The organism is Hymenobacter sp. M1-2 (genome assembly GCF_057808495.1).
Genome location: NZ_JBTYZO010000005.1, coordinates 70,600 through 96,138, shown reverse-complemented (window position 1 = coordinate 96,138; position 25,539 = coordinate 70,600). Strand labels below are relative to the sequence as shown.

General features: G+C 57.7%; 21 protein-coding genes and 4 tRNA genes. 18 read left to right on the top strand and 7 right to left on the bottom strand.

Features of this window, described 5'->3' with window-relative positions; all coding sequences use genetic code 11:
* Positions 1–29: 29 nt before the first annotated feature.
* The 5 genes from ACYSMN_RS06630 (at position 30) to ACYSMN_RS06610 (ending at position 6,340) form a co-directional block, all read left to right on the top strand.
* Positions 30–569, top strand: coding sequence for a GNAT family N-acetyltransferase (locus ACYSMN_RS06630; protein ID WP_488923066.1), 540 nt, complete (start codon positions 30–32; stop codon positions 567–569).
* 112 nt (positions 570–681) lie between these two features.
* Complete coding sequence (gene truA / locus ACYSMN_RS06625; protein ID WP_488923065.1) at positions 682–1,479, top strand: tRNA pseudouridine(38-40) synthase TruA; 798 nt, start codon at positions 682–684, stop codon at positions 1,477–1,479.
* Between the two features lie 245 nt (positions 1,480–1,724).
* Positions 1,725–3,431: an ABC transporter ATP-binding protein gene (locus ACYSMN_RS06620; RefSeq protein ID WP_488923188.1), complete on the top strand. Its 1,707-nt coding sequence runs from the start codon at positions 1,725–1,727 to the stop codon at positions 3,429–3,431.
* Positions 3,432–3,544: 113 nt separating this feature from the next.
* A complete protein-coding gene (locus ACYSMN_RS06615; protein WP_488923064.1) occupies positions 3,545–4,069 on the top strand; it encodes a hypothetical protein in 525 nt (174 codons plus the stop codon).
* Between the two features lie 363 nt (positions 4,070–4,432).
* On the top strand, positions 4,433–6,340 hold the full coding sequence (locus ACYSMN_RS06610) for a T9SS type A sorting domain-containing protein (protein WP_488923063.1): 1,908 nt from the start codon (positions 4,433–4,435) through the stop codon (positions 6,338–6,340).
* 74 nt (positions 6,341–6,414) lie between these two features.
* On the opposite strand, the gene ACYSMN_RS06605 is transcribed toward ACYSMN_RS06610, so the two are convergent.
* The 3 genes from ACYSMN_RS06605 to fbaA all read right to left on the bottom strand — a co-directional run bounded on the left by ACYSMN_RS06605 (position 6,415) and on the right by fbaA (position 8,033).
* Positions 6,415–6,488: transfer RNA gene (locus tag ACYSMN_RS06605), tRNA-Pro, on the bottom strand.
* Positions 6,489–6,596: 108 nt separating this feature from the next.
* Positions 6,597–6,670 (bottom strand) — tRNA-Pro (locus tag ACYSMN_RS06600).
* A 280-nt stretch (positions 6,671–6,950) separates the two neighbouring features.
* On the bottom strand, positions 6,951–8,033 hold the full coding sequence (gene fbaA, locus ACYSMN_RS06595) for a class II fructose-bisphosphate aldolase (protein WP_488923062.1): 1,083 nt from the start codon (positions 8,031–8,033) through the stop codon (positions 6,951–6,953).
* 609 nt (positions 8,034–8,642) lie between these two features.
* On the opposite strand from fbaA, the gene ACYSMN_RS06590 reads away from it, so the two are divergent.
* From ACYSMN_RS06590 to ACYSMN_RS06580, 3 genes are all read left to right on the top strand, one after another.
* Entirely contained in the window at positions 8,643–8,912 is a 270-nt protein-coding gene (locus ACYSMN_RS06590; RefSeq protein ID WP_488923061.1) for a T9SS type A sorting domain-containing protein, read from the top strand.
* A 120-nt stretch (positions 8,913–9,032) separates the two neighbouring features.
* The gene (locus ACYSMN_RS06585; protein ID WP_488923060.1) at positions 9,033–10,169 is read left to right on the top strand and encodes an NAD(P)/FAD-dependent oxidoreductase; all 1,137 of its coding nucleotides are present in this window, start codon (positions 9,033–9,035) and stop codon (positions 10,167–10,169) included.
* 96 nt (positions 10,170–10,265) lie between these two features.
* A complete protein-coding gene (locus ACYSMN_RS06580) occupies positions 10,266–11,732 on the top strand; it encodes a hypothetical protein (RefSeq protein WP_488923059.1) in 1,467 nt (488 codons plus the stop codon).
* A 27-nt stretch (positions 11,733–11,759) separates the two neighbouring features.
* Here the strand turns inward: ACYSMN_RS06580 and ACYSMN_RS06575 are convergent, their stop codons facing one another.
* Complete coding sequence (locus ACYSMN_RS06575) at positions 11,760–13,544, bottom strand: ABC transporter ATP-binding protein (protein ID WP_488923058.1); 1,785 nt, start codon at positions 13,542–13,544, stop codon at positions 11,760–11,762.
* Between the two features lie 268 nt (positions 13,545–13,812).
* On the opposite strand from ACYSMN_RS06575, the gene ACYSMN_RS06570 reads away from it, so the two are divergent.
* The 9 genes from ACYSMN_RS06570 (at position 13,813) to coaE (ending at position 21,067) form a co-directional block, all read left to right on the top strand.
* Positions 13,813–14,904, top strand: coding sequence for a Glu/Leu/Phe/Val dehydrogenase dimerization domain-containing protein (locus ACYSMN_RS06570; RefSeq protein ID WP_488923057.1), 1,092 nt, complete (start codon positions 13,813–13,815; stop codon positions 14,902–14,904).
* Between the two features lie 105 nt (positions 14,905–15,009).
* Positions 15,010–15,375: a four helix bundle protein gene (locus tag ACYSMN_RS06565; protein ID WP_488923056.1), complete on the top strand. Its 366-nt coding sequence runs from the start codon at positions 15,010–15,012 to the stop codon at positions 15,373–15,375.
* Between the two features lie 56 nt (positions 15,376–15,431).
* Entirely contained in the window at positions 15,432–16,616 is a 1,185-nt protein-coding gene (gene nusB / locus ACYSMN_RS06560) for a transcription antitermination factor NusB (protein WP_488923055.1), read from the top strand.
* Between the two features lie 134 nt (positions 16,617–16,750).
* Positions 16,751–17,062: a YtxH domain-containing protein gene (locus ACYSMN_RS06555; RefSeq protein ID WP_488923054.1), complete on the top strand. Its 312-nt coding sequence runs from the start codon at positions 16,751–16,753 to the stop codon at positions 17,060–17,062.
* Between the two features lie 220 nt (positions 17,063–17,282).
* A complete protein-coding gene (locus tag ACYSMN_RS06550) occupies positions 17,283–18,293 on the top strand; it encodes an isocitrate/isopropylmalate dehydrogenase family protein (protein WP_488923053.1) in 1,011 nt (336 codons plus the stop codon).
* Between the two features lie 88 nt (positions 18,294–18,381).
* Complete coding sequence (locus tag ACYSMN_RS06545; protein ID WP_488923052.1) at positions 18,382–18,903, top strand: DUF1573 domain-containing protein; 522 nt, start codon at positions 18,382–18,384, stop codon at positions 18,901–18,903.
* A gap of 86 nt (positions 18,904–18,989) precedes the next feature.
* Positions 18,990–19,298, top strand: a complete 309-nt coding sequence (yajC, locus tag ACYSMN_RS06540; RefSeq protein ID WP_488923051.1) for a preprotein translocase subunit YajC — start codon at positions 18,990–18,992, stop codon at positions 19,296–19,298.
* Positions 19,299–19,397: 99 nt separating this feature from the next.
* A complete protein-coding gene (locus ACYSMN_RS06535) occupies positions 19,398–20,372 on the top strand; it encodes a hypothetical protein (RefSeq protein ID WP_488923050.1) in 975 nt (324 codons plus the stop codon).
* Positions 20,373–20,473: 101 nt separating this feature from the next.
* Positions 20,474–21,067 carry a dephospho-CoA kinase gene (gene coaE, locus ACYSMN_RS06530; protein WP_488923049.1) on the top strand — a complete coding sequence of 198 codons (594 nt, stop codon included), beginning with the start codon at positions 20,474–20,476 and terminating at the stop codon, positions 21,065–21,067.
* A 207-nt stretch (positions 21,068–21,274) separates the two neighbouring features.
* Here the strand turns inward: coaE and ACYSMN_RS06525 are convergent, their stop codons facing one another.
* The 3 genes from ACYSMN_RS06525 to ACYSMN_RS06515 all read right to left on the bottom strand — a co-directional run bounded on the left by ACYSMN_RS06525 (position 21,275) and on the right by ACYSMN_RS06515 (position 22,767).
* Positions 21,275–22,444 carry a GNAT family N-acetyltransferase gene (locus ACYSMN_RS06525; protein WP_488923048.1) on the bottom strand — a complete coding sequence of 390 codons (1,170 nt, stop codon included), beginning with the start codon at positions 22,442–22,444 and terminating at the stop codon, positions 21,275–21,277.
* Positions 22,445–22,594: 150 nt separating this feature from the next.
* Positions 22,595–22,672 (bottom strand) — tRNA-Val (locus ACYSMN_RS06520).
* A gap of 20 nt (positions 22,673–22,692) precedes the next feature.
* Positions 22,693–22,767: transfer RNA gene (locus tag ACYSMN_RS06515), tRNA-Val, on the bottom strand.
* 141 nt (positions 22,768–22,908) lie between these two features.
* On the opposite strand from ACYSMN_RS06515, the gene ACYSMN_RS06510 reads away from it, so the two are divergent.
* Complete coding sequence (locus ACYSMN_RS06510; RefSeq protein WP_488923047.1) at positions 22,909–25,473, top strand: hypothetical protein; 2,565 nt, start codon at positions 22,909–22,911, stop codon at positions 25,471–25,473.
* Positions 25,474–25,539: the final 66 nt, after the last annotated feature.

Below are 25,539 nucleotides of genomic sequence, written 5' to 3'. Positions count from 1 at the left end.
TTGTTGGCGGTCTAGCGCTGCTTTAGAATATGGACACCTTGTTGAGGCCGAGCCTGTTGCTGCCAGTAGAAGGTGCGCACCTGCGTCCATTTACACCCGCCGACGCGCCTGCGGTAGCCCGGCACGCCAATGACCGTAACATCTGGCTGAACCTGCGCGACCAATTTCCACACCCTTACCCGTTGGAAGAAGCTGAGTGGTATGTTCGCTTCATAGACAATGAAGGGCGCCATAACCTGCACTTATGTATTGAAGTGGACGGCGAGGCGGCCGGCAGCATCGTCGTTATTTTTCAGGATGATGTAAACCGACGCAGCGCCGAGATTGGCTATTGGTTGGGCCAAGCTTATTGGGGACGTGGCATTGTGACGGAGGCGGTAAAGACCCTTTCGAATTATGCGCTGAAACACTTTGCGCTATGCCGCCTATTCGCCTTTGTGTTCGAGTACAACCTAGCTTCCGCACGGGTACTCGAAAAAGCGGGCTATCAACTGGAAGGCCGGTTGCGCAAAAGCGTGACGAAGGACAACCAAACAGTTGACAGCCTGCTGTATGCACTGGTTAGGTGACATGCTGAATGATAAAAGTAAGAGTGGCAGCCAGCCATTCTACTTCTAGGTAAAACCCGCCGCACAAGCTGCATTTAACGCTTAAAAAAATTCGATAATCAGCTTTCCCGCAGTGCGCTACTTTCTTCATCTCGCCTACGATGGCACCCGCTACCACGGCTGGCAAGTGCAGCCCAACACGCTCACCGTGCAGCAGGAGCTGGACCGGTGCCTGACGCAGATACTACGCCAGCCGGTGTTTTCGCTGGGCAGTGGCCGCACCGATACAGGTGTGCACGCGAGCCACCAAGTAGCGCACTTCGAAGCCGAAATGCCCGAGGCGCTGGACCTGGATACGGCACTGTATCGTCTCAACCGCGCCCTGCCACCCGACATTGCAGCCTACGCCCTGCACCCCGTGCCGGAAAATGCCCACGCCCGTTTCTCGGCCGATGCCCGCACCTACGAATACTACGTGCGCCGCGTGCCCGACCCGTTCAGCGTGGGCCGTGCCTTGTACCTGGACCGGGAGCCGAACCTGGACGCCATGAACGAGGCGGCGGGCTATCTGCTTGGCTCGCGCGACTTCACGGCATTTTCCAAGGTGAAGGGCGGCGAAAACCATTATGTGTGCGTGGTGTACGAGGCCGGCTGGCACGAAATGCCTGGCGGGCTGGTATTCCGTATTCGGGCCAACCGTTTCGTGCGTGGCATGGTACGGCTGGTGGTCGGCACGTTGCTGGCGGTGGGACGAGACAAACTCACGCCCGCGCAGTTTCAAAGCATCTTGCACGCCCAGAACCGCGTCGATGCCAGCGGCGCAGCGCCGGCGCAGGGCCTCTACCTGAGCCGCGTAGAATACACGCCCGACGTAGTACCCGCCGAACTGGTGCCACCTGGTTTACCGTACTTTGTGGGCTCCACGACGTGACGCCAACCTCCCGTTTATCGCGTTGTGGCGAACTATTAGCCCGCAGCCCAAAAGTCCGGTTAAGCGAACTGGCCGGGCGCTGCGCACCACGTAAGTAGGAACCGAGTGTTACTCTTGGGCTGAACGCAACTTCGCGCCGCTACGTCCGGTTACTACATCTCAACCCACCCTGCACTTTGGACCCAACTACTGCTTCTCCCACCAAATCCGGCAACATCTTCGATTGGCAGGTGCTGCGCCGGCTGATGGTCTATGTGCGTCCGTACCGGCGCGTCTTCTGGCTGCTCGTGTTCCTAACTGTCGCTACGGCCATATTGGGCACTCTACGGCCCTTCCTCATTCAGCGCATGGTCGATGTCACGATTGAGGAAAACGACTGGGAAGGACTGAACCGCGGATTCGGCATTCTCCTGATACTGTTGGTAGCCCACGCTTTTGTGAGCTACCTGCAAACTTATTTCGGCGGCTGGCTCGGCCAGTACATCGTGCGCGACATCCGCGTTGACCTCTACAAGCACATTCTCAACCTGCGCCTCCGCTTCTTCGACCGCACTCCTATTGGGGTACTCGTGACGCGTAACATTTCTGACGTAGAAACCCTGTCGGATGTGTTCAGTGAAGGACTGGCGGCAATGATCGGCGACATTTTGCAGATCGTCTTCATCATGGCCTTTATGTTCTGGATTGACTGGCGGCTGACGCTCGTGAGTCTGTCGGTGATTCCGCCGCTGCTCTTCAGCACCTACGTGTTCAAGGAGAAGGTGAAGAAGTCGTTTCAGGAAGTGCGCACGGCGGTGGCCAACCTCAACGCCTTCGTCCAGGAGCACCTGACGGGCATGAACGTGGTGCAGATTTTTAACAACGAGCAGCGCGAATACCGCAAGTTTCAGGCCCTGAATCAGGAGCACACCCGCGCCAATATTCGGTCGGTGCTCTACTATTCGGTTTACTTCCCGGTAGCTGAAGTATTGGCCGCCGTGGGCGTAGGGCTGCTGGTGTGGTACGCCGCGCAGGGGCAGATTGAAGGCACCATTTCCAAGGGCGCGCTCATCGCCTTTATCTTGTACAATGCCTTGTTCTTCCGGCCCATTCGGCAGATTGCCGACCGTTTCAACACCTTGCAGCTGGGCCTCGTGAGCACGGAGCGCCTACTCAAATTGCTCGACAGCCAGGAGTTCGTGCCCAACAACGGCACGCTGGCCCCGGCCACCTTGCGCGGCGAAGTGGAATTTGAGAACGTGTGGTTTGCTTACAACGAGGAAGAATGGGTGCTACGCGACATCAGTTTCAGCATCCAGCCCGGCCAAACCGTGGCTTTCGTGGGCGCTACCGGCGCCGGCAAAACCAGCATCATCAACCTGCTCAGCCGCTTCTACGACATCAACCGCGGCCACATCCGCGTAGACGGCCACGACCTAGCGGAATATGACCTGAGCGTGCTGCGCCGTCACATTGGCGTGGTGCTCCAGGATGTGTTTCTCTTCGCTGGCACCATCCGCGACAATATTACGCTGGGCCACGCCGACATCACCGACGCCCAGATCTGGGAAGCAGCTGACCTCGTCGGGGCCCGCCGTTTCATCGAGCGGCTGCCGGGCGCCCTCGACTACCCCGTGATGGAACGCGGCGCCACGCTTTCCGTGGGCCAGCGCCAGCTCATCAGCTTCGTGCGCGCCATGGTGTACCAGCCCGCCATCATCATTCTAGACGAAGCCACTTCTTCCGTCGACTCCGAAACCGAGGAATTGATTCAGGAAGCCATTGAAAAGCTGATGCACGGGCGCACCTCGCTCGTCATCGCCCACCGCCTCAGCACCATCCAGAAAGCCGACCGTATCATCGTGCTCGACCGGGGCGAAATCAAGGAAGCCGGCCGCCACGAGGAATTACTGCGCCAAGGCGGCTTCTACCAGCAGCTCTACCAGATGCAGTACAAAGACGTCCTCACGTAATAAGCACGCTGCTTGTGCCGTAGCAACGAGCAGTTGCCGGCCAGTCAATCAGGCAAACACGCCACACGCTAATTACCATTCACTGCCGGGCGCTTCCGACGCGCCGCATGCTTATGAACAGAATTTTCCTGCTGCTTTCCTTATTCTTGATTGTGGCTGCTGGGGCGGCATACTACTATCTCGGCGGTTTCAAAAAGGCGGATATCACCCTCGAAACTACCAGCCAACCCATCTTCCTGGCGGGGCGCTACTTTGAAGGTCCGGGTAATAGTGAAGCCTTCGGCGACCTTACCCGTCAAGCCTATGAAATCCGAACTTCCGGTAAACTGCGCGGCACTTTCGGCAATGTCTTCTACAATGACCCCGCTTCTTCCAGCACCGCCGCCAAGGTTTTCGTGGGTCTCGTCGTTGAGGATACAGTCTCGCAGCAACTACCGGCGGGCTACCGTTACCGCACCTTTGCCGCGGGTCAGCGCGTGCTGCACGCGCGCATCGAAGCCAGCTACCTCGTCGCCCCGGACAAACTATATTCTGGTGTGAAAGACTACGCCAACCAAGAGAATCTCACGTTGCAGAATGTGTACCTGGAGAAGTTTCCTACTACCGGCCCAGTGGAGGTGTTTGCGGTAGTGAAGTAGAGGCTTCTTGTTCCGAGAAGATACTTATGCTCCATACAAACAGAGGGCTCAGACCATTGGTCTGAGCCCTCTGTTTGTGTTCAGTCAGACGCATTTTATCGTACTGACGCTAAGAGGCATCCGACATATAGTCATCGGGCTACTAGGTTCGCTATACGAGACAAGCGCTTGCTCTTGTCAGTAGAGACAGTAGTGCTCAAACGCTGTATTGAGTTTAATGGAAGAATCTTACATTAGACCTCAATAGGCCAAATTCTAATCAGTGTTGTAGGCTGATTCAGAATCAGTATTCAATCAAAAGCAACACTGCTTGCCCTACCGTAGTCATTTTCAACAAACCTTCTTCACACCCTTTGCTCCGCTATGGATAAACGCTTTACTCTCTGCTGCGGCTTGCTATTGGCTAGCCTCGGCACCCAGGCCCAAGCTCTAACCGGAACCGTCACGGTAGGCGGGGCCAGCCCAACGTATCCAACTTTGACGGCCGCCGTAACCGATCTGCAAAGCCGCGGTGTAGGAGCCGGTGGAGTGACGGTGGCGGTGCGCCCCGGCACCTACGCCGAAAGTATTGCGCTGACCACGCTCTCAGGTTCATCGGCGGCCAATCCGGTGCGGTTTGTGGGACGTGGCGGGGTGGTTACGCTCCGGCCCGTAGGCACCAGTGCCACCACCGATGCCGCCGTTACCATCACCGCTTGCGACTATATCACTCTCGACTCCCTGAATGTGGCCGACGGCGGCACTACCACGGCCAACCAAGTGGAAATTGGTTATTCCATTACGGGAACCGCCACCAAGGGTAGCACCTACGTTACGGTGAGCAACTGCTCGGTGCGTTTGGGCGGCGGAACGGCTCCCGCCGCGGCCACGAGCAGCCGGGGCGTACAAATCGTGTCGGCGGCTACTGCGGCTAGTGGGGCCAACAATTTCAACCGCATTCTAAACGTACAAGTAGACAAAACAGCCACTGCCATTCGACTAGCCGGCCGCGCCAATCTTAACGGAGAGCCTACGTTTCCCGACCGCGGTAACGAAGTGCGCGGCTGCGTGCTAGGCGGGCGCACATTTATTGGCGTTGATGGTGCCAGCGGCTCGGCAGCGGGCATTTCGGCCGCCGCGCAACGGAGCCTGCGCCTGCTCAACAACCGCATTGATAGCGTGTTGATTCGCAACTCCAACCCCATTCTCCCTACCAACGCGTCCGGCATCAGCCTCGACAACGCGAGTGGCCGCATTGAAGGCAACCGTATCGGCTACATCCGCTACGCGGGGCAGGGCAATTCCTTGGCACAAGGCATCCGCGGCAGCGTAATACTAGGCGATACGCTGAAGGTTTCCAACAATTTCATAGGAGGTATTTCCCGCGTAGATTTCACTCCCGGCGCCACCGATAATACCATCTACGCCCTCGGTATCTGGCTGTTCAAACAGACGGGTGGCGGCGGTCTTACGCAGGCTTTCCACAACAGCATTGTGTTGCCGGCGGCTCCCGCGCCAGTGGCCTATAGCTCCGCTGGCTTCTACCTGAGTGGCGGCAGCACGGGCCCATTTCCAGCCGAGCTGCGCAATAATATCATCATCAATCGGTTGAGCACCAGTGTAACTACCCAGGGCGCGTTTGCCATCGTTGATGGTAATACAGCCCGCGGCAACCTGACCAGCACCACCAACGTGCTACTTGCCCCCGGCACCAACGGGGCCATTGGGCAAACCGGCCGCGAGCTAGGCGGTACCCGTGTCACGTCCGTAACACTGGCCGAATGGCGCACGAATACCAACACCGACACCCGATCAGTGAGCAAAGCCGTGGCCTTCGTGAACGAAGCCAGCGCTGATTTGCACCTGGCCGGTGCGTCGGTCGGTGACCGGGAGCTAGCCGGCGAGCCTCTCGCTGCGGTAAGCCTCGATATTGATGGCGCGGCCCGCAGCCGCACTGCTCCCTACATCGGCGCCGATGAGGCCGGCACGCCCTTGCGCAACGCGGAGGCCAAGGCGCTGGCGCTAGGTCTGCAAGCCTATCCTAATCCTGCTTTAAGCGCGGTGAATGTGCGCTACGTGCAGCCTTTGGCCGGCCCCGTGTTCATTACGGTGATCGATGCGCTAGGCCGTTCCGTACAGCGTTTCGCTATGCTGCCGCAAGCAGCTGGCGTGCAGCAGCGCCAGCTGGATTTAACCGGCTTGACTGCTGGAGTGTACGTGGTGCACATAACGGTACCAGCCGCTGGCAAAACCTTCACTACCGCTTCCACCCGCGTAAGCATCGTGCGCTAATTCAACTCCGTGCTTAAAAGCCCAAAGGCCCGCCGAACAGTCGTTCGACGGGCCTTTGGGCTTTTGAATAGATGTCGGGGTGGCAGGATTCGAACCTACGGCCTCGTCGTCCCGAACGACGCGCGCTACCGGGCTGCGCTACACCCCGAAGGTAAATTCCCTGCGCGGCCTATGCGCAAGGCTGTATTCAATTGTTGTTGCCGAAAAAAGCCTCCGGGTGGGGTTCCCAGAGGCTTTTCGAGCAAAAACTCTTCAGTCGGAGTGGCAGGATTCGAACCTACGACCTCCAGCACCCCATGCTGGCGCGATACCAGGCTACGCTACACCCCGAGAGAATTGAGTGACAAAGGTAAACCCGAATCCTGTAGCCGCGCAACTTATACCCAAGAAAATTTCCGTTTCTCCGACCCTAACCATGCTATCAGGATACGAGCAAGGGCCTTGTTGAACGGGCAATCAGCCTTACAACCTGCCGCTTAGCGGGCGTCTCCGAAAACGAAATGCCACCTGGCTATTCGCTGAAAAAAGAAATGTGACATGACTCAACGCCACGCCACATTCCCATTTCAACTCGAACGTGAAGTTGCCTGACGCAGCTTTACCCAAAAATTTAAGGACGGCGATTCAGGGCGTTGAGGTCTTCAAATGCCTGTTTCAAACGAGCCACAAAGGTTTTTTCGCCTTCGCGCAGCCACACGCGCGGGTCGTAGTACTTCTTGTTGGGCGAATCGGCACCGCTAGGGTTACCGATTTGGCCTTGCAGGTAGGCTTCGTTCTTCACGTAGTAGTCCTTGATGCCTTCCCAGAAAGCCCATTGCAGGTCCGTGTCAATGTTCATCTTGATGGCACCGTAGCTGATAGCCTCTCGGATTTCTTCCTGGCTGGATCCTGAACCCCCGTGAAACACGAAATCGATGGGCTGCGGGCCAGTCTGGAAATGCTCCTGCACGTACTGCTGAGAGTTTTTCAGAATCTTGGGTTGCAGCTTCACGTTGCCGGGCTTGTACACGCCGTGCACGTTGCCGAACGCCGCCGCCACCGTAAAGCGTGGGCTTACCTCGCTCAGCTCTTTGTAGGCAAACGCCACTTCCGAAGGCTGCGTGTAAAGCTTGGCGCTGTCCACGTCGGAATTATCGACGCCGTCTTCCTCGCCACCAGTCACGCCCAGTTCAATTTCCAGGGTCATGCCTATTTTGCTCATGCGCTCCAAATAGCGCTTGCAAATCTCAATGTTCTCTTCAATCGGCTCCTCCGACAAGTCGAGCATGTGGGAGCTGTAGAGGGGCTGACCATACTGGGCGTAATGCTTCTCGCCGGCGGCCAGCAGACCATCAATCCAGGGCAGTAATTTCTTGGCGGCGTGGTCGGTGTGCAGGATCACGGGTACCTCGTACAGCTCGGCCATGGTGTGCACGTGTTGCGCACCAGAAATGGCGCCGGCTATGCTAGCGCGCTGGTCGGTGTTCGAAGCTGTTTTGCCTGCGAAGAACTGCGCCCCGCCATTGGAAAACTGAATGATTACTGGCGAATTGACCTCGCGGGCCGTTTCGAGCACGGCGTTTACCGTGTTGGTCCCCGTCACGTTGACGGCCGGTAGCGCGAAAGAATGCGCCTTGGCATACTGGAAAAGAGATTGAACTTCGTCGCCGTGCAGGACACCGGCACGCAGTCCGGTCAGTGATTGTGCAGCCATTGCGGAAAAGGTGAAAATGGATTTGTGAGCCGTCGAACTTACTCACTTTCTGCTTAGCGCCACCCAAAACCCGGGTGGTAGCCACTTGATCCCGCAATTTTTTGACTAAGGCGGCATCCAAACAAAAGCAAATTACGTTTACTGCTTCCCGCTAAAGCTGCTGGCTCAAACCATAAATTCCTCGCTGCTCGAATGCAATACGCAGGCCGCACGCACGTGCAGCGTGAGGTAATATGTAACTGCGAGCATAGGAAATATCGAAGAGTATATTTTTGTTTGGTATTGATAATCAAGATATTAACTTTAAATTGATAAGCCAAAGTGAATGTTGGCTATCTTTACCAAAATACCAGATTGCTCACTCTTACGTTAGGCGTGCGTATGAAATTACTACTTACCCTCGTTTGCTTGGCAGTAGCGTTAATGCTGTCCGCACCCGTTCGAGCGCAAACTAAGCCTGCTCCCAAGCCAGCCGCAAAAGCTCCTGCTGCGAAAGTTCCGGCCACGGCGGCTAAAAAACCAGTTGGCGCAAAGCCCGCAGCCCCGGCCGCGAAACCTGCTACTGCGAAGGAAACAGCTCCGGCGCCGCCTGCCCTGGTTACAGATAAAATGGTGCAGCCCGTTACCAACACTGGTCCCATTAAAGTACGGGCCGAGTCCAACCCCATCACCAAGCGCCTGACCGTGCGCACCGATGCCGCTGGCCCCACGCGGGTCGAGGTCAACGACCCTGAAGGCCGGCCGGTCATCACCCGCGACCTTATCAGCAGCAACGACGTAGCTATTCTCGACGTGAGCCAACTGCCGCCCGGCGCTTATATCGTGCAGTGCACTTCCGGCGAGCGGCGGGGCATAAAGCGCGTAATGGTTGGCCAATAAGGCAACGCTTCATCAGTTTGTAGAAAGCCCGTTTGGTGTTTGCCAACGGGCTTTTTCGTGCTTCTTGGTTAGCTTACAATCGACTAAGCAGCTGCCTATTCTTTACTTTTCAGGATGCGTATGGCTCAGCTTTCCTACTGGGAACACCAGACATTTCTGCGAGGCTTCGACGTAGTAATTATTGGAGCGGGACTAGTGGGCCTGACGGCAGCGCTGCACACGCGGCGACTCCGGCCCAAGGCGCGCGTGCTGGTGCTGGAACGAGACGTGCTACCCAACGGGGCCAGCACTAAAAACGCTGGTTTCGCCTGTTTCGGGAGTATTTCGGAGCTGCTGGAACAAGAGGCACGAGGTGGCACGGCAGCGCTTCTGCAAGTGGTACAGGCCCGTTGGGAAGGCTTGGCCGAGCTACGCAGCCTACTCGGCGATGAGGTGCTCCGCTTCGAGCCCGTGGGGGGCTACGAACTGTTCCGGCCGGAAGAAGCCGCCCTGGCTGCGCAGTGCCGTGCGGCTATTGAGTACTACAACAACTTATTAGCGCCTGTTATAGGGCGTGCGGAAATCTTTCGTGATGCCAGCCCGCAGCTACCTGCCACCGGCTTCGCGGGCGTAAACGTGATGCTCGAAAACACGGCGGAAGGTGCGTTACACACCGGCCGAATGATGGATGCCTTACTACGCCGGGTCTGGCAGGCAGGCGTCACGGTGCTACACGGTTGCGCCGCGCTGGCGCTGGAGCCAGGTGCGGCTCCAGTGCACATCCGTACGGCGCTCGGTGAAGTGGAGGCGGAGCAGGTGCTACTAGCTACCAATGCTTTCAGCCGGCAGTTCTTCCCCAATCTTGATGCGCAACCTGGCCGCGGCCAAGTGCTTGTAACGGAACCCATAGCTGACCTGCGGCTGCCCGGCACCTTTCATTACGACAAAGGCTACACCTATTTCCGGCAGATAGACGGCCGCATTCTACTTGGCGGCGGCCGGAACCTGGATTTCGAAGCCGAAGCCACCACCGAACCAGGCCTGACGCCACTGGTACAGCAGCACCTAGAGCAGTTGTTGCGTGAAGTCATTCTGCCCGGCCGCTCAGTGCATATTGACTATCGGTGGAGTGGCGTTATGGCCTTTGGCGCCGAGTTGGAGCCCATAGTGCAGCCGCTAGCGCCGGGTGTGTTCGGAGCGTTGCGCTGCAACGGCATGGGCGTGGCGCTAGGCGCGGGCGTAGGGAAGCGAGCGGCGGAAATGCTACTGGAAGGGTAGGGGCCAAGGCAGGACTGATTTTCAAGTTCGCGCTTTGGCTTTCGGGCGGTCTGGCTAGCTTTGACCACGGTTAATCTATACCAGACTCTTTTATTTATGACTCGATTTATTCGACCCACGTGGCTGCTTACGTTGCTGCTGGGGCTGTTTGTACTGCTGGATACTAGCTACAGTTTCTTGCAGCACGTGCAAGAGCCTCTCGAAGGCGACTTGGCCCGCATTGTTTTGCCTGATGACAACTACCGCCGGGTGCTAACGGACCCATTTGGCATCGGTACTTGGCGCGGCGAGCATTATGCGGCCCCGAACCGTTTTTTCGCTCACGCTACTCTATCTAGCTACTTCCTGCACGTACCCTTACTGCTACAACGATTCGCTGCCCCCATCGACAGCGTCTATCTAGCCTGCGCTTTGCTCAAAACGCTGGTGCAACTGTTGCTACTCGGTACGCTGGCCGCCTACGTAGTGGTCCCAGCGGGTGGCAACTGGCGACGCACTCTAGCGGCGCTGGCGCTGCTGGCACCACTGTTTCACGTCAGTGGCTACAGCATGCAGATAGGTTTGATTGACTGGTCTATCACCTACACCGTGTTCTACGCCTTGCCTTCAGGACTGCTGCTGCTGTTTTTTCTGCCGTTTTATCGGGCGCTATGGACGAAGCAAGCCGTGCGGTTGGGCGGGGGAAGAGGGTTGCTGCTGGTCGCATTGGCGGTGGTACTGGCATTCAATGGGCCGCTAGTACCAGGCGTAGTGCTGGTGGTGTGCACGTTGGTGATAGGTTGGGGCCTGTGGCACGGCTGGCAGCAAGCCCTAAACCAGACCGTTGCTGCTCGGGTGCGCGCTGCCCTGGCTACGCTGCCGGGTGGGGTGCTTCCGTTTTTCTTGCTGATTGGGGCCCTGTGCTTGTACTCGCTGGCCGTGGGGCGCTACAACACTGAAAACGAATGGTCGTCGCTGTCGGTAGCCGAGCGTTACCTGCGGCTGCCACAGGGCATTTATTACCAACTTACGCCCAAGCTGGGCTTGCCGCTGCTACTGGTAATGGTGTTGCTAAATCGGTACATCCTGCGCCGGTTCCGGCCGGGGCCGACAGCTGACCAACTGCTGCGAGTGCTAAACTGGATTGGCATTTTTTCGGTGGCCTATATGCTGCTCCTACCGCTGGGTGGTTACCGTAGTTATCGCCCTTATATTCTGCGCCGCGACACGGTGCAACCCATCTTGCTGATATTAATGTATTTCTACGCGGCCTCTTCGCTGTATCTGCTTCTTGTGCTGCGTGGCCGCCCTCAGCACTGGTACACATCCGCCGTGGCCTTGTTCATGGTGGGGCTAACGGTGGCCGACAAGCCCAACGGGGGTAAAAATGCCTGCGAGCGGCGCAGTCTGACGGAACTGGCAGCTTCCCCGGCGACCGTTGTACGCCTCAGCCCTGAGTGCCCCGTGCTACAATGGAACCTAGTGCGCACTCCCGAGGAGACAAAAATCAATATGGAAATGCTTGCTCACTGGCGCATCGTGTCCGACTCGCGCAAACGCTATTATCAGCCGGAGACTCCGTAGCCGCTGCCCCTACTTCCTTCTGTGCTACTATACCTCCTCGCTTTGCAGCTGCCGCTCGTAGAGCGCCCGGTACAGGCCGTCCGCGTCTTGCATCAGCGCGTCGTGGGTGCCGTGCTGTACTATTTGGCCGTCGTCGAGGACTAGGATTTCGTCGGCGAGCTTTACGGAGGATACGCGGTGCGAGATAATGAGGCTGGTGCGGTTGTGCATGATGCGCTGCAAGCTGCTCAGGATGGCGTTTTCGGTGTTGGTATCCACGGCCGAGAGCGAATCATCCAGAATCAGGATACGGGGTTCTTTTACCAGGGCCCGCGCAATGCTCACGCGCTGCTTCTGACCTCCCGACAACGTGATGCCCCGCTCGCCTACTTTGGTGTCGAAGCCTTCGGGGAAGCGGATGATGTTCTCGTACACGTTGGCGTCTTTGGCGGCTTGGAGCATGCGCTGCTCGTCGGGCTGGTCGAGGCCGAAGTTGATGTTGTTGCGGATGGTGTCGGAGAACAGGAATACGTCCTGCGGTACGTAGCCAATTTGCTCCCGCAAAGAAGTTAAAGCGAAGTCGCGCACGTCTACGTTGTCTATTTTGATGGCGCCCTCGCTCACGTCGAAAAGGCGGCACAAAAGCACCGCCACGGTGCTTTTACCGGAACCCGTGTTGCCAATGACGGCCAGGGTTTGGCCCGGCCGGATGCGGAAGCTCACGTCACGCAGGGCTTGGATGCCGGTATCGGGATAGGTGAACGAAACGTGGTCGAAGACAATGTCGCCCTGGATTTCGTGCTCTACATTTTGTTGCGAAACGATGTCCGTCTTCTGGTCCAGAAACTCATTGATGCGGGCCTGCGAAGCTTCGGCGCGTTGCACGAGGCTGCTGGTCCAGCCCAGCGCTGTAACGGGCCAAGTGAGCAGGTTCACGTAAATCAGAAACTCCGCGATGCTGCCCGTCGTGATGGTGCCGCGGATAACTTCCTGCCCGCCGAGCCACACTGTAACGATGGTGCTCAGACCCACCAGAAACAGAATCAGCGGAAAAAACAACGAATTCACGAAGTTCAGACTCAACGACTTCTGCCGGTACTCATCCGAAGCCAAGGAAAACTGCCGGTGCGAGTCCTGCTCCCGCACGAACGACTTCAGCACCCGAATGCCCGAAAAAGCTTCCTGCACGAAAGTCGTCATGGCCGCTAGAGAGCGTTGAATTTCGTCGGATTTACGTTCGATCAGGGTGTTTACGTAGAAAATGCTCACGCTCAGGACGGGCAGCGGCAGCAGCGTGTAGAGCGTCAGCCGCACATTCACCATGAGCATGAGCGGCACGATGAGCACGAACAGAATCACGAGCTGCATGAAGTACATCAGCGCCGGCCCAATGTACATGCGCACCCGCCCCACGTCCTCGGAAATGCGCGACATAAGGTCGCCGGTGCTGTGGCGGCGGTAGAACGCCAGCGGCAGCGACTGGTAGTGCTGGTAGATTTCGTTTTTCTGGTCGTTTTCTACGTGCCGGCTCATCACGATGAGCGTCTGACGCATGAAAAACAAAAACACCCCGCGCAGCAGCGCCAGCACAATGATGAGCGTACCATAGAGCAGCACATTGCGCCCAAATAGCGTGTACACGCTGCTCTGCGCCTTGGTGCCCGCAAACAAATGATAGAGGTCGATGCCCTCACTCACAAGGTCGAAGGCGTAGCGCACGATTTGGGCCGGGAAGATGGCCAGCAAGGTGCTGAGCGCCACGAATAGCACCCCGCCGAGGAAGTGCCATTTATAGCGGAAGAGGTATTTATTGGTAGCGGAAAGTGCGCGCACAGCAGCAAGAGATAATGGTTGGCTTACCTACGGCGAACTCCTCACGAAGGTAGCGCAACCGATAGCCGTAACCGGAAATTGGGTTACTTTTGCACCCGAATTGAGGGCCTACCGCGAAGTATAATTCCGCATTCATCCAACCGTTCAGCCAAGCAAAGACGTTCAATGAATGCGAAGCGCCGCTTCCCATCAGGGCCTTCAAAGATACAACACCCAACTCCGCTCTTTTTCTTTCCCCAATTCCCGCCCACCTTCTTTTTCCCACAACATGGTTGAATTCCAGGAAATGACCGACACGTCGGTCTTTGGTCAGATTGCCGAACACGAGCACGAGCAAGTAGTGTTCTGCCACGACCACGAAACGGGTCTGCGCGCCATTATTGGCATCCATAACACGGTGCTAGGCCCGGCCCTGGGCGGTACGCGCATGTGGCACTACGCTTCCGATATGGAAGCCCTGAACGACGTGCTGCGTCTCTCGCGCGGCATGACCTACAAGGCCGCCATTTCGGGCCTCAATCTGGGTGGGGGCAAGGCCGTCATCATTGGCGACGCCAAGACGATGAAGACCGAAGCGCTGCTGCGGAAGTTCGGCCGTTTCGTGAAGAACCTCAACGGCAAGTACATCACGGCCGAAGATGTGAACATGACCACCAAGGACATGGAGTACATCCGGATGGAAACCTCGCACGTGGCTGGCCTGCCCGAAAGCATGGGCGGCAGCGGCGACCCGTCGCCAGTAACCGCTTATGGCACCTACATGGGCATGAAAGCCGCCGCCAAAAAAGCCTTCGGCTCCGACTCGCTGACTGGCAAGCGCGTGGCGGTGCAGGGCGTGGGCCACGTGGGCACTTACCTACTAGAACATCTGCAAAAAGAAGGCGCTCAGTTGGTCCTGACCGACTATTACGAAGACCGGGCTCTGGAAGCGGCGGCCCGCTTCGGTGCCCGCGCCGTGGGCCTCGAAGAAATCTACGACCAGGATGTGGACATTTACTCGCCTTGCGCGCTGGGTGCCACCATCAACGACGACACCATTGCCCGCCTGCGGTGCCAAGTCATAGCCGGCTGCGCCAACAATCAACTCAAGGACGAAAACATCCACGGCCCCGCTCTCGTGGACCGCGGCATCGTGTACGCCCCAGATTTCCTCATCAACGCTGGTGGCCTCATCAACGTGTACTCGGAAGTGGTAGGAGGCAGCCGCCAGACGGCCCTCACCCAAACCGAGAAAATCTACGATTTCACCACCCAGGTGCTCAACAAGGCTGAGCAAGAGCACAGCCACCCACAAGCCGCCGCCATCCGGCAAGCCGAAGAGCGTATCGCCGCCCTCGGCAAAGTAAAATCAACTTATTAGCAGATGTGAGATAGGAGAAGTGAGAGGTGAGACTTTTCTTCACTTCAAATAATCGATACCTCATCGAACAAAGGACTCACTTCTCTTATCTCGCATCCGCCTAACATGAAACACCGGTTTAGAGAGCTTAAAGTCTGGCAGAAGGCTATGGAAATTGCGCGGCTGACATATGTAAGCTGCGCAGATTTTCCGGATGATGAGCGATTTGGGTTGATTTCACAGATGCGCCGAGCAGCGGTATCTATTCCCTCCAACGTGGCGGAAGGAGCGGGTCGGGATTCGTTTAAAGAGTTTCAGCACTTTCTTTCCATATCCAATGGTTCATCATACGAGCTAGAAACCCAATTTCTACTAGCTGAATCTTTTGGCTACATCAGCGCTTCTGTGACGGAGCAGATGTGTAGTCGCTTGGAAGAATTGCAACGGATGATTTACGGACTGAAAAAGTCTCTCAACGATCACACAACCTAATCACTTGGAATCGATAAGAGTCTCACTTCTCGCTTCTCTGTACTCACTTCTATAGAATGCTCAACCGTCGCACGCTTCGCATTAAGGTCATGCAGGCCCTGTACGCCTACCATCAGGCAGAAGGGTCTGATTTCTTGTTGGCTAATGACCGGATTGCGGATGCCTTCGCGCCCGATCTTTCCTCGCCCGAACCCCAGGACCGCCGTAAGCTGCAGGGCCAGCGCAAACTAGCCGAAGTCGTCTTCAAGGACTGGCACAAGACTGGCGAGGAGCCGGAAAAAGGCGACGATGCGGACGTGTTCGACGTCGTGCAGGACGCCATCAAGTACTACCAGAAAGCTGTGGCGAAGGATGCTACGTTTTACGGGGGGCAGATGGTGCACGCGGCCGAGAGCATTCACGATCAGTACATCCATCTGCTCAATATCCCGGAGGCGCTGCTGCAAGTGCTGGAAGAGGAGAAGGCCCGCGCCGCCCGCAAGCACCTGGCCAGCGCCGAGCCACAGCTCGATACCACGCGCCTGGAACAAAACCCGGTCATACAGAAGCTCATCAGCAATGCGCAGTTGCAGGCCCTCACCATTCGCCGGTCGCAGCAGTGGCATGGCGAGGAGGAGATGGAAGCTTTGCGAAGCGCGTGGCGCAACGAGATGAAGCAGGACCCGGAATTGCTGAGCTACTTGGCGGCTCCCGCGGGCAATTACGTCGAGGAGCAGGAAATGCTCAAGCATCTGTACAAGACGTACGTTTTCAAAGGCGAAAGCCTGCCCCGCCAGATAGAAGAAGACGATTTGAACTGGGAAGAAAACCGCCCCATCGTCAAGAATTTGGTGGTGAAGACGGTGAAGATGCTTGACGAAGCGGCCGACGAAAACCTGGAGCTGATGTCGTTGTCGGCGAACTGGGCCGACGATAAGGAGTTTGCCGAGAGCCTCTACAAGCAGACCCTGGCCGACGACGAGAAATACGAGAAACTCATTGCCGAATCGGTGCAGAACTGGGACGTGGAGCGCGTGGCGCTTACCGACAAGATTCTGCTGAAAATGGCGCTTTGCGAGATGCACTTGTTTCGGGGCATTCCCGTGAAAGTGACCATCAACGAGTACATCGAAATCAGCAAAATCTACAGCACGCCCAAGAGCAAGCAGTTTGTGAACGGGATTCTGGATAAATTGGCGCAGGATCTGACGGCCAGCGGCGCCATCCGCAAATCGGGCCGGGGCCTGCTCGACAATCAGTAGCGCGTACTAGGTAGTAGGATGCTGACAGATGAATGGCTGTTCGTTCTGCTTGGTGTCACCTCCACCGTAATTTCTTCGTACTTGCATGTGTTTTGGGTTTTCTAATACCTAATCTCACTACTTACTTCCAACCAATGGGTAGCAAAACCACTACCGGTATTCTGTGCTTCGCGGGCGGTGCCCTCGCCGGGGCTGCCGTCGGACTTCTGTACGCGCCCGAAAAGGGCCGCGAGACTCGTAGCTGGCTGAGCTACAAGCTGGAAAAATACCGCGAAACGCTGGCCGAACTCACCGAAAACCTGGTGACGAGCCGCGCCGACGCCGGCCCTAGCTCGGCTAAGAGCGAAGGCCAGCGCGTGATTCAGGACGCTAAAAGCAAAGCCGAGCAACTGCTCGGGGACGTAGACCAGCTCATCAGCCAGATCAACTCCCGCAAGAGTATTTGATTTTTTGATGTGCTGATTTTTTGATGTGCTGATGTGCTGATGGACAGGAAACTGCCGCCAGCGCATCAGCACATTTTCATTTTCAGCACCGGCTATAACCGGGTACCTTTGCCGAAGACGGCCTTCTTCGTACTGGCCCCGCCAACAGGCAAAGGCCGCCGCGGTGGCAACCCGCAAAAATCAGCACATCAGCACATCATTCCATTAGCAAATCAACGAAATGCACCTCATCACTCTCATTCCCGGCGACGGCATCGGCCCGGAAATTACAAAAGCTGTAACCGATATTTTCGCGGCCGCGCAGGTGCCCGTGGAGTGGGAAGAACAGAACGCCGGCCAAACCACCTTCGACCAGTCGGGCGAGCTGATTCCGCAAGCCTTGCTTACGTCGCTGGAGAAAAATCGCGTGGCTCTGAAAGGCCCCATCACGACGCCCGTGGGCAAAGGCTTCCGCAGCATCAACGTGACCTTGCGCCAGAAGTACGACCTCTACCAGAACGTGCGTCCGTCGAAAACCACGGAAGGCATCGTGACGCGCTACACAGGCATTGATCTGGTGCTGTTCCGGGAAAACACTGAGGGCCTGTACTCGGGGCTGGAGGTGTACGATGAGCGCCTCGGCATCGCCGACTCCTTCAACCGCATCACCAAGGAAGGCTCGCGTAAGATCTGCCGCGCCGCCTTCGCCTACGCCGACCGCCACGGCCGTAAAAAGGTGACGCTGGCTCACAAAGCCAACATCCTGAAAATGGCTGGTACGCTCATGCTCAACGCCTGCAAAGAAGCCAGCAACGAGTTTCCGCACATCGTGTTCGAAGACAAGATCATCGACAACATGTGCATGCAGCTTGTCAATAAGCCCGAGCAGTTCGATGTGGTAGTGACCACCAACTTGTTTGGCGACATTCTTTCGGACCTCTGCGCTGGCCTCGTGGGCGGCCTGGGCGTAGTAGCTGGCGCCAACATCGGCGACGATATGGCCATTTTCGAAGCCGTGCACGGCTCGGCACCCGATATTGCCGGCCAGGGCAAGGCCAATCCCACGGCGCTGCTCCGCTCGGCCCTTATGATGCTGCACCACCTCGGCGAGCACACTTACGCCGACACCATCGAAAAAGCGCTGGAAGCCACGCTCAAAAACAAAGAACAATGCACCGGCGATTTGGGCGGCAAAGCTTCCACGAGCGAATTTGCCCAGGCTGTCATCAATAATCTGCACGTAGCGGCCTAAGCTTCAGCCCGAGCCGAGAACCAGTCCAGGTCTGGAGCGGTTTTCGGTTCGGGCTGAATCCTCAGCAATACTTCCTTATTCCTTTCGCATGAAACGCACTCTTTTTCCTTCCTTCCTGCTCGCTGGCGCGCTGCTGGCGGGAGCATGCAGCAACGATAAAACGGCCGAAGTAGGTGCCGAAGGCATGAACGCCGCCGCCACCGAAGCCGCCGCCAACCCCACCGTCGACAACCCCAACGTGACCTCGGAGACGGAAGTACCGAATCCCGACGCGCCGGTGATGGCCTTCGCGGAATCGGAGCATGACTTCGGCGACATCAAGCCGGGCTCCGTGGTAAAGCACACGTTCAACTTCACGAACACCGGCAAAACGCCGCTGCTCATCGAAAACGCGCAGGCTTCGTGCGGCTGCACCACGCCCAACTGGACCAAGGAGCCCATCAAGCCCGGCGAGAAAGGCACCATCGACGTGCAATTCGACAGCCACGGCAAATCGGGCATCCAGAACAAGCAGGTGTCGGTGCGAGCGAATACCTCGCCTAGCATCACCCAGATTTCCATCAAGGCCAACATCCTGCCCGACGGCGCGCAGGGCCCAGTGGCGCAGTAGCGTTATTAAGTGAGTTGGTGATTAGGGTACGCCCTGTGTCCGCGTTGCCCCGCACCTACTCACCTAATCCCTTAATCCCCCTTTCTATGTTCCTCACGCTCCTTCTGCAAGCCCGGCCCGCCGGCGAGAGTTTTGTATCGTACCTGTTTCCGGTGGCCATTGCGGTGGTGCTGTACTTCTTCATGATTCGGCCCCAGCAGCGCAAAGCCGCCGAAGCCAAGAAGTTCCGCGAGTCCATCGTTAAAGGCTCTACGGTGGTCACGATTGGGGGCCTGCACGGTAAGGTGGTGGATACCAGCGAGGAATCGGTTATCATTGAAGTAGATCGGGGCACCAAGCTGAAATTCGACCGTTCCGCCATTGCCCGCGAAGTGAAACCCGCTAGTGCTCAATGAAGAATTAAGAACGGGGAATGAAGAATGCTTGGTCGAAGCCTGAGAACAGCTTGACGAATAATTCCTCATTCCTCATTCTCCATTGCTAATTCTTTCCCAATGCCGCTTGCTCGTTCTGCCCGGTTGCTGCGCTGGTTCGTCAGCCCGTTCTACGGGCAGGAGCGCAGTTATTGGCGGGCCGTAACGGCGTGTTTTTTGGCTGCTAGCACCTTCTGGCTGCTGAACGCCCTCAATAAAACTTACACCACCCGCATCACCTACCCCATAGCCTGGCGCTACAACGCCAACCGCTATATCCCGGTGCAGCCGCTGCCCACGGAAGTAACCGTGAACGTAACGAGCCGCGGCTGGAAGCTGCTCCGCAAGCAGTTGATGCTGGACGTGAAGCCCGCGGAAATAACGCTCTACGGCCTGCCCAACACGCGCTACGTAACGGGAATGGCCGTGCGTTCGGCGCTGCAAACGGCCATGGAGGGCTTGCAGTTCAACTACCTGATTTCGGATACGCTCTGGGTGTCATTCGACCGGTTGGTGAGTCGTCGTTTGCCGTTGGCCCTGAGTCCTGCCGCCGACGGCTCGGCTCTGCCTTTCGCCGCGCGCTTTGCGCCGCCTTCGGTGGTGTTTAAAGGGCCGGCGCGCCAAGTGGAGGCACTAGCTAGCCCATATCCGGTGCATTTACCCCAAGCCCCGGCCAGCAGCAGCAAAGGCGACTTGAAAGTGCCCGTTATGAGCGTGCCCATTGGCGGTCCTAATCTGGTGGCTACCAATGTGCAAGAGGTGGTAGTTAGTCTACAAACCCGTCCGCTGGTAAGCATTCCGGTGGCTGTGGTGCCGGAACTGACTGGCTTCCCGCCGGGCCACAGCTACAGCCTGCGGCCCGCCACCGTGCGGGTGCAGCTACAATGCTTCCCCGAAGACACGGCCAGTCTAGACCAAACTCAGGTGCGCGTACAGCTACACTACGGCCAAGCTTTTGGCGCCGACTCTATCCTGCGTCCGGTGGTCACCCAGGTGCCGCGCGTAGTCCGTGGCCACCGCGTTGTTACCCGCTCCGTGCGTGTTTCTTCGGAGTGAGTTTCATAGGAACGGTCTTATGTTGAACAGCTACTTTATCTGTCCACAGACCCTAATACAAACGTGACTACGCCAACGAGACAATTAACTCTGGAAAAAGCATGCTGAGCATTGGAATTACGGGCGGCATTGGCTCGGGAAAAAGCGTGGTATGCCGGTTGTTTCAGGTGCTGGGTGTGCCGGTATATGACTCTGATTTTCGAGCGAAGTGGGTGATGGTGAATGACCCACAACTGCGCGACGAGCTGCGGGCCGCCTTCGGCCCAGAAACCTTCGATGCCGCGGGCCAAATCAACCGCAGCCATATAACCCGCGTAGCCTTCGCGGCTCCCGAAAACCTGGCCCGTTTGAACGGACTAGTGCATCCGGCCGTGGGCCGCGACTTCGCGGAGTGGGTGGCATTGCGAGCCGCCGAAGGCCACCGCTACATCCTAAAAGAAGCCGCATTGCTTTACGAGTCGGGCGCCTACCGCCAGCTCGACCAAATCATAACGGTTTTCGCGCCCCTTGAAATCCGCCAGGCCCGCGTACTGCGCCGCGACCCGCACCGCACCCTCGACGACGTGCTAGCCATCATCGGTAAGCAGATGAGCGAAGAGGAAAAGATGCAGCGCGCCGAACACCTCATTCGCAACGACGACCAACATTTGCTGATTCCGCAGGTATTGAAGCTGCATGAGCAGTTCACACGGTAAGCCTGTTGTCATTGCGAGGCGTAGCCGTGGCAATCCTTCCTCTCAGTGTGCAGGAGCTTTACTTGTAAGACAAGCGTGCTCGCAATTGATTGCCACACAAACAACAGAATACTTGTCGCTTCAGGGGGCTTGGTGCAGGTAGAGGAAGGATTGCTTCGCTCTGCTCGCAATGACAGGGCACACTCCTCGCCGGGCAGCTGACTTTTACTACCGAATAATGGGGCTGCGCTCGAAGGGGCGGGTTCGGTCGAAGAGGTAGCGGTAGGTGACGTGCGTTTTGTAGATGCGGGCCCCGATGGAGCGCGTGATGGCTAGCATCCGCGGGTTGAAGTCGCCGATCCAGTTCATCTCGATATCGGTGTAGCCGGCGCGCATGAACTGAGCACGGGCGTGCACCATCAGGGCGCTTTCCACGCCCTTGCCCTGCCACTCCGGCACCACCCCGAAAATGACGCCGAACAGCTTCTTGTCGGGGCGTTGCTCGTAGCGGCGCTTGTGCCAGAGAAAGCGCAGCTTGTTCCACAGATTGAGGTTATGGCCGACGTGCTTGAAAATCTGGTTCAGCTCGGGTAGGCTCACGAAAAAGGCCACGGGCTCGTCGTTGTGGTACGCGAACCACAGCAGCCGCTCATCCAAGACCGGCTTCATCTTGCGCACCAACTCCCGGGCCTTCTCCAACGACATAGCCGCTACGCCGCTGTGGTTGGCCCAAGCCAGATTATAGACGTGGTGAAAGTCAAGGGCCAACTTTTCCGGGTCGCGCTTGCTGGCGTGCCGAAACTGAAACGTGGGGTACTGCTCGGCGTAGCGCACGGCCGCGGTGGAGAAGGTGGTGTGCAACGGCATAGCCACCTCGCGGTAGCAGGTATACTGCTTGAAATAAACCGCGAAGCCGTAGTTCTCAAACAGCTGCTGATAATACGGCGGGTGGTAAAACATGCCGTAGTTGGGCTCGGTGAACCCCGAAACCAGCAAGCCCCAATACCGGTCCCGCTCCCCAAAGTTGATGGGCCCATCCATGGCTTCCATGCCGCGGGCCGCCAGCCAAGTACGGCAGGCATCGAACAGCGTATTGGCCGCTGCTTGGTCGTCGATGCACTCGAAGAAGCCCATGCCGCCCGTTGGTAAAGTGGCGTCGGTGTGGGCGGTGGCTCCGTTGATGAAGGCTGCCACTCGGCCAATTACTTCGCCCGCCTCATTCGTCAGCACCCAGCGGATAGCTTCGCCGTGCGCGAAGTTGGGATTGCGCTTGAGGTCGAAAACGGCTTCTATCTCGTGGTCGAGTGGCGAAATCCAGTTGGGGTGCTGCTGGTAAAGGCGCGGGGCCAAATCGCGAAACTGGCGGGCCAACGAGGCATCAGTAACTTCAAGCAGCATCAACACAGCAGAGAAAAGGCGAAACAGACGATGCGGGCCTCAAGCCCCGCGGGCAAAAGTAGCACCCGAAACTGGTATGCGGCCGCCTACCACCGGCTGCTAAAGTTGCGGAAAACAAAAAAGGACAGTCGATTTCGACTGTCCTTTTAGTGGTGGGAGATACTGGGTTCGAACCAGTGACCCTCTGCTTGTAAGGCAGATGCTCTGAACCAGCTGAGCTAATCTCCCGAGGGGTAAGGCAATAAAAGTGGGAGATACTGGGTTCGAACCAGTGACCCTCTGCTTGTAAGGCAGATGCTCTGAACCAGCTGAGCTAATCTCCCAAGGGCAATTCCCGTTTGGGATGGCAAATATGGCAGGTCGTTTCCGAAAACGCAACTCTTTGTGCGAACTTTAGGACGCGAAATCATGAAAAAGGAGTAGGCACACGAAGTCAACTCTTTTAAGGTCAGAAATTTTCGAGCGTGAGAAAGCTGCGGCGAGTGGTGCTTTTTTTCCTGGCGGGACTGTTGCTGCTGCTGGCCGCAGCCATTGGCGGGGTGTGGCTGGGGCAAGACCACATCATTGCGTTGTTTGTAAGCGAGGCCAACCGCTACCTCGTTACGCCCGTGAAAGTAGGCCGCATGGAGGTGTCGTTGCTCGACCAGTTTCCGCGCGTTTCCATCACCCTGCACGAGCTACGCGTAAACGGGTCCTTAGCCCAAGATACCGTGCCACTGGCCCGGGCCCGCCGCCTCTACTGCGCCTTCGACGCCTGGGACATGCTACGCGGTCACTACCGCATTCGGGCCGTAACGCTGGCTGATGCCCGCGTGCGCGTGAGTCGCGACCTGCGCGGCCAGCCCAACTACGACGTTCTGCGCTTGGACACCGCCGCCGCTCCCTCCGACCAGCCTTTCGCTTTTGCCCTCGAAAACATCCGGCTGGAGCGCGTGGCTACAGTCTACGAAGATCAGCCGCGGCGGCAGCGCTTCACCGTGCAAGTACACGACGTGCGCGCGCAGCTCGATATAAACGACATGCTGGTGGGCATCGTGGCGCGGGGCACGACGCAGGTGGAATCTTTACAGCTTGGTTCTGATGCCTACTTCCGCAACAAGGCCCTGGCCCTAGACACTCGCTTGCAAGTGGACCGAGCCGCCAAGCTCGTCACCATCGAACCTTCGGAGTTAAAGGCGGGCGCAGCGGCCTACAGCGTGGCTGGGCGCGTCAGCTACCGGCAGGCTACGAACCTGGACTTACGCTTTTCGGGGCGCGACACGGATTTGCAGTCGGTAGTGGCGCTGCTGCCGGCCCGAATGGAGCGCCGCCTGAGCACCTACCGCAGCAGGGGCGAGGTATATTTTGGCGGCACCGTGCGTGGCACCTTAGCCGCCAAGGCAAATCCGCGGGTGGAAATGCAGTTCGGCTGCCGTGATGCGGCGTTGTATCACCCAGAGTTTCGGCAGGGAGTGGAACACGTGTTCTTGACGGGCACTTTCAGCAACGGAGCGGCGCGTGCGGCTTCCACCGCAGTGCTGAGCCTGCGCGATGTGCGCGGTACGTTGCAAGGCCGGCCGTTTAGCGGTACGCTGCGTTATGAAAACTTTCAGGACCCCAGCGCCCAGCTCGACCTGCGCGCCGACCTCGACGTGGCACAAGCTCTGCGGTTCTACCCGTTGGCGGCGGTGCGTAGCGGCAGTGGCACGGCGCAGGTCAAGCTACAGTTTGCCGGCAACCTGCGGCAGTTTCGGGCTCAGCCAGCTACGCCCGCTGTTCGCTCTGGTGGCGAGCTAACACTTCGCAACGTGCAGCTGCGACTGCGCGACTTCAGCCAGCCTTTCATCGGCTTGCAGGGTAGCTTCCTGCTGCGCGGCAACGATGTGGCCATCACCAATTTCACTGGACGAGTGGGCAGCTCTGACTTTCGCTTGAATGGCTTCTTTAAAAACGCGCTGGGCTGGCTGTTGCTGCCTCGCCAGCAGCTGTTGGTTGAAGCCGACCTTGATTCCCGTCTGCTCGACTTCAACCAGTTGCTGCGCCTGCGCCAGTCCGCGCAACCAGCTGCGACTCCTGGGTCTGTTTCAGCTTCCGCTGGTGGAAATGGCTATGAGTTTCGGCTTTCGCCGCAGCTGGCGCTGGATGTGCGAGCCCAGGTGCAGCGAGTACGGTTCCGGCGGTTTCGGGGCCAGGATTTGCGCGGTACTATTCGGCTGCAAAAGCAGGTGCTCAGCGCGCCTTCGCTCACGATGGCCGCGGCCGGTGGACGAGCCAGCTTCCGCGGCACGCTCGATGCCCGGCAGCCGCAATTGCTGCGCCTAAGCTCCACCATCAGCTGCCAACAGCTACCGCTCGACAGCCTGTTTTACGCCTTCGAAGATTTTGGCCAGCAGTTTATTACGGCCCGACATCTGCGCGGGGCGCTTACTGCCACGGCGGAGTCGGACTTGTACTTCGACCGGGCGCTGCGGCCGCTCACGGATAAGATGGAGGCGGAGGTGAACGTGACGGTACGCAACGGTGAGCTGAACAATTTTGCGCCGCTGCAAAAGCTCTCAATGATAGCGGGACGCGAGAGACTGCGGCATTTGCGTTTCGCGCAGCTCACTACGCCGGTCTACATTCAGAGCCGCACCGTGTACTTGCCGGAGATGGAAATTCGCTCCAATGTGCGGGCCGCCTCGCTCATCCGTGTCACTGGCACCCACACCTTCGATCAGCAGATGGACTATCATCTTAGCATCCCAATTTTGCCGGGCCTGCTCCAACGTACCGTGGGTATAACCGGCCCTAGTCTGCTGCTAGCTATTCAAGGCGACGAAGACAATTTCCGGGTGAGCTACGACCGGAGCCGCGCCCAGGGGGCCAGGCCGGCCGCCGGTGCTCCGAGCCAAGTTGCGGAACGCCGGAAAAGCGCGCTTGGAGAACTGCTCAGCCCATCTGCTCCCGCAGCGAACGAGCCGCCACCGGCTCCACGCAAAGCCTTTGAGCTCAAGAAACCGGAGAAGAGACCAGCGCAGCCCCAGACGGGAGAGTATTTCGATTTCTAGGATAGAGATGGAGAAGTGTGACAGGTATGTATCTTTTAGGATGTATAAACGTGGCATGGAAGGTTA

Bases quoted from the DNA above. Each gene is read 5' to 3' on its own strand.
- ACYSMN_RS06630 (WP_488923066.1), top strand. From the start codon at position 30: ATGGACACCTTGTTGAGGCCGAGCCTGTTGCTGCCAGTAGAAGGTGCG.
- ACYSMN_RS06620 (WP_488923188.1), top strand. From the start codon at position 1,725: ATGGTCTATGTGCGTCCGTACCGGCGCGTCTTCTGGCTGCTCGTGTTC.
- ACYSMN_RS06615 (WP_488923064.1), top strand. From the start codon at position 3,545: ATGAACAGAATTTTCCTGCTGCTTTCCTTATTCTTGATTGTGGCTGCT.
- ACYSMN_RS06610 (WP_488923063.1), top strand. From the start codon at position 4,433: ATGGATAAACGCTTTACTCTCTGCTGCGGCTTGCTATTGGCTAGCCTC.
- fbaA (WP_488923062.1), bottom strand. From the start codon at position 8,033: ATGGCTGCACAATCACTGACCGGACTGCGTGCCGGTGTCCTGCACGGC.
- ACYSMN_RS06590 (WP_488923061.1), top strand. From the start codon at position 8,643: ATGGTGCAGCCCGTTACCAACACTGGTCCCATTAAAGTACGGGCCGAG.
- ACYSMN_RS06585 (WP_488923060.1), top strand. From the start codon at position 9,033: ATGGCTCAGCTTTCCTACTGGGAACACCAGACATTTCTGCGAGGCTTC.
- ACYSMN_RS06580 (WP_488923059.1), top strand. From the start codon at position 10,266: ATGACTCGATTTATTCGACCCACGTGGCTGCTTACGTTGCTGCTGGGG.
- ACYSMN_RS06570 (WP_488923057.1), top strand. From the start codon at position 13,813: ATGGTTGAATTCCAGGAAATGACCGACACGTCGGTCTTTGGTCAGATT.
- ACYSMN_RS06565 (WP_488923056.1), top strand. From the start codon at position 15,010: ATGAAACACCGGTTTAGAGAGCTTAAAGTCTGGCAGAAGGCTATGGAA.
- nusB (WP_488923055.1), top strand. From the start codon at position 15,432: ATGCTCAACCGTCGCACGCTTCGCATTAAGGTCATGCAGGCCCTGTAC.
- ACYSMN_RS06555 (WP_488923054.1), top strand. From the start codon at position 16,751: ATGGGTAGCAAAACCACTACCGGTATTCTGTGCTTCGCGGGCGGTGCC.
- ACYSMN_RS06550 (WP_488923053.1), top strand. From the start codon at position 17,283: ATGCACCTCATCACTCTCATTCCCGGCGACGGCATCGGCCCGGAAATT.
- ACYSMN_RS06545 (WP_488923052.1), top strand. From the start codon at position 18,382: ATGAAACGCACTCTTTTTCCTTCCTTCCTGCTCGCTGGCGCGCTGCTG.
- yajC (WP_488923051.1), top strand. From the start codon at position 18,990: ATGTTCCTCACGCTCCTTCTGCAAGCCCGGCCCGCCGGCGAGAGTTTT.
- ACYSMN_RS06535 (WP_488923050.1), top strand. From the start codon at position 19,398: ATGCCGCTTGCTCGTTCTGCCCGGTTGCTGCGCTGGTTCGTCAGCCCG.
- coaE (WP_488923049.1), top strand. From the start codon at position 20,474: ATGCTGAGCATTGGAATTACGGGCGGCATTGGCTCGGGAAAAAGCGTG.
- ACYSMN_RS06525 (WP_488923048.1), bottom strand. From the start codon at position 22,444: ATGCTGCTTGAAGTTACTGATGCCTCGTTGGCCCGCCAGTTTCGCGAT.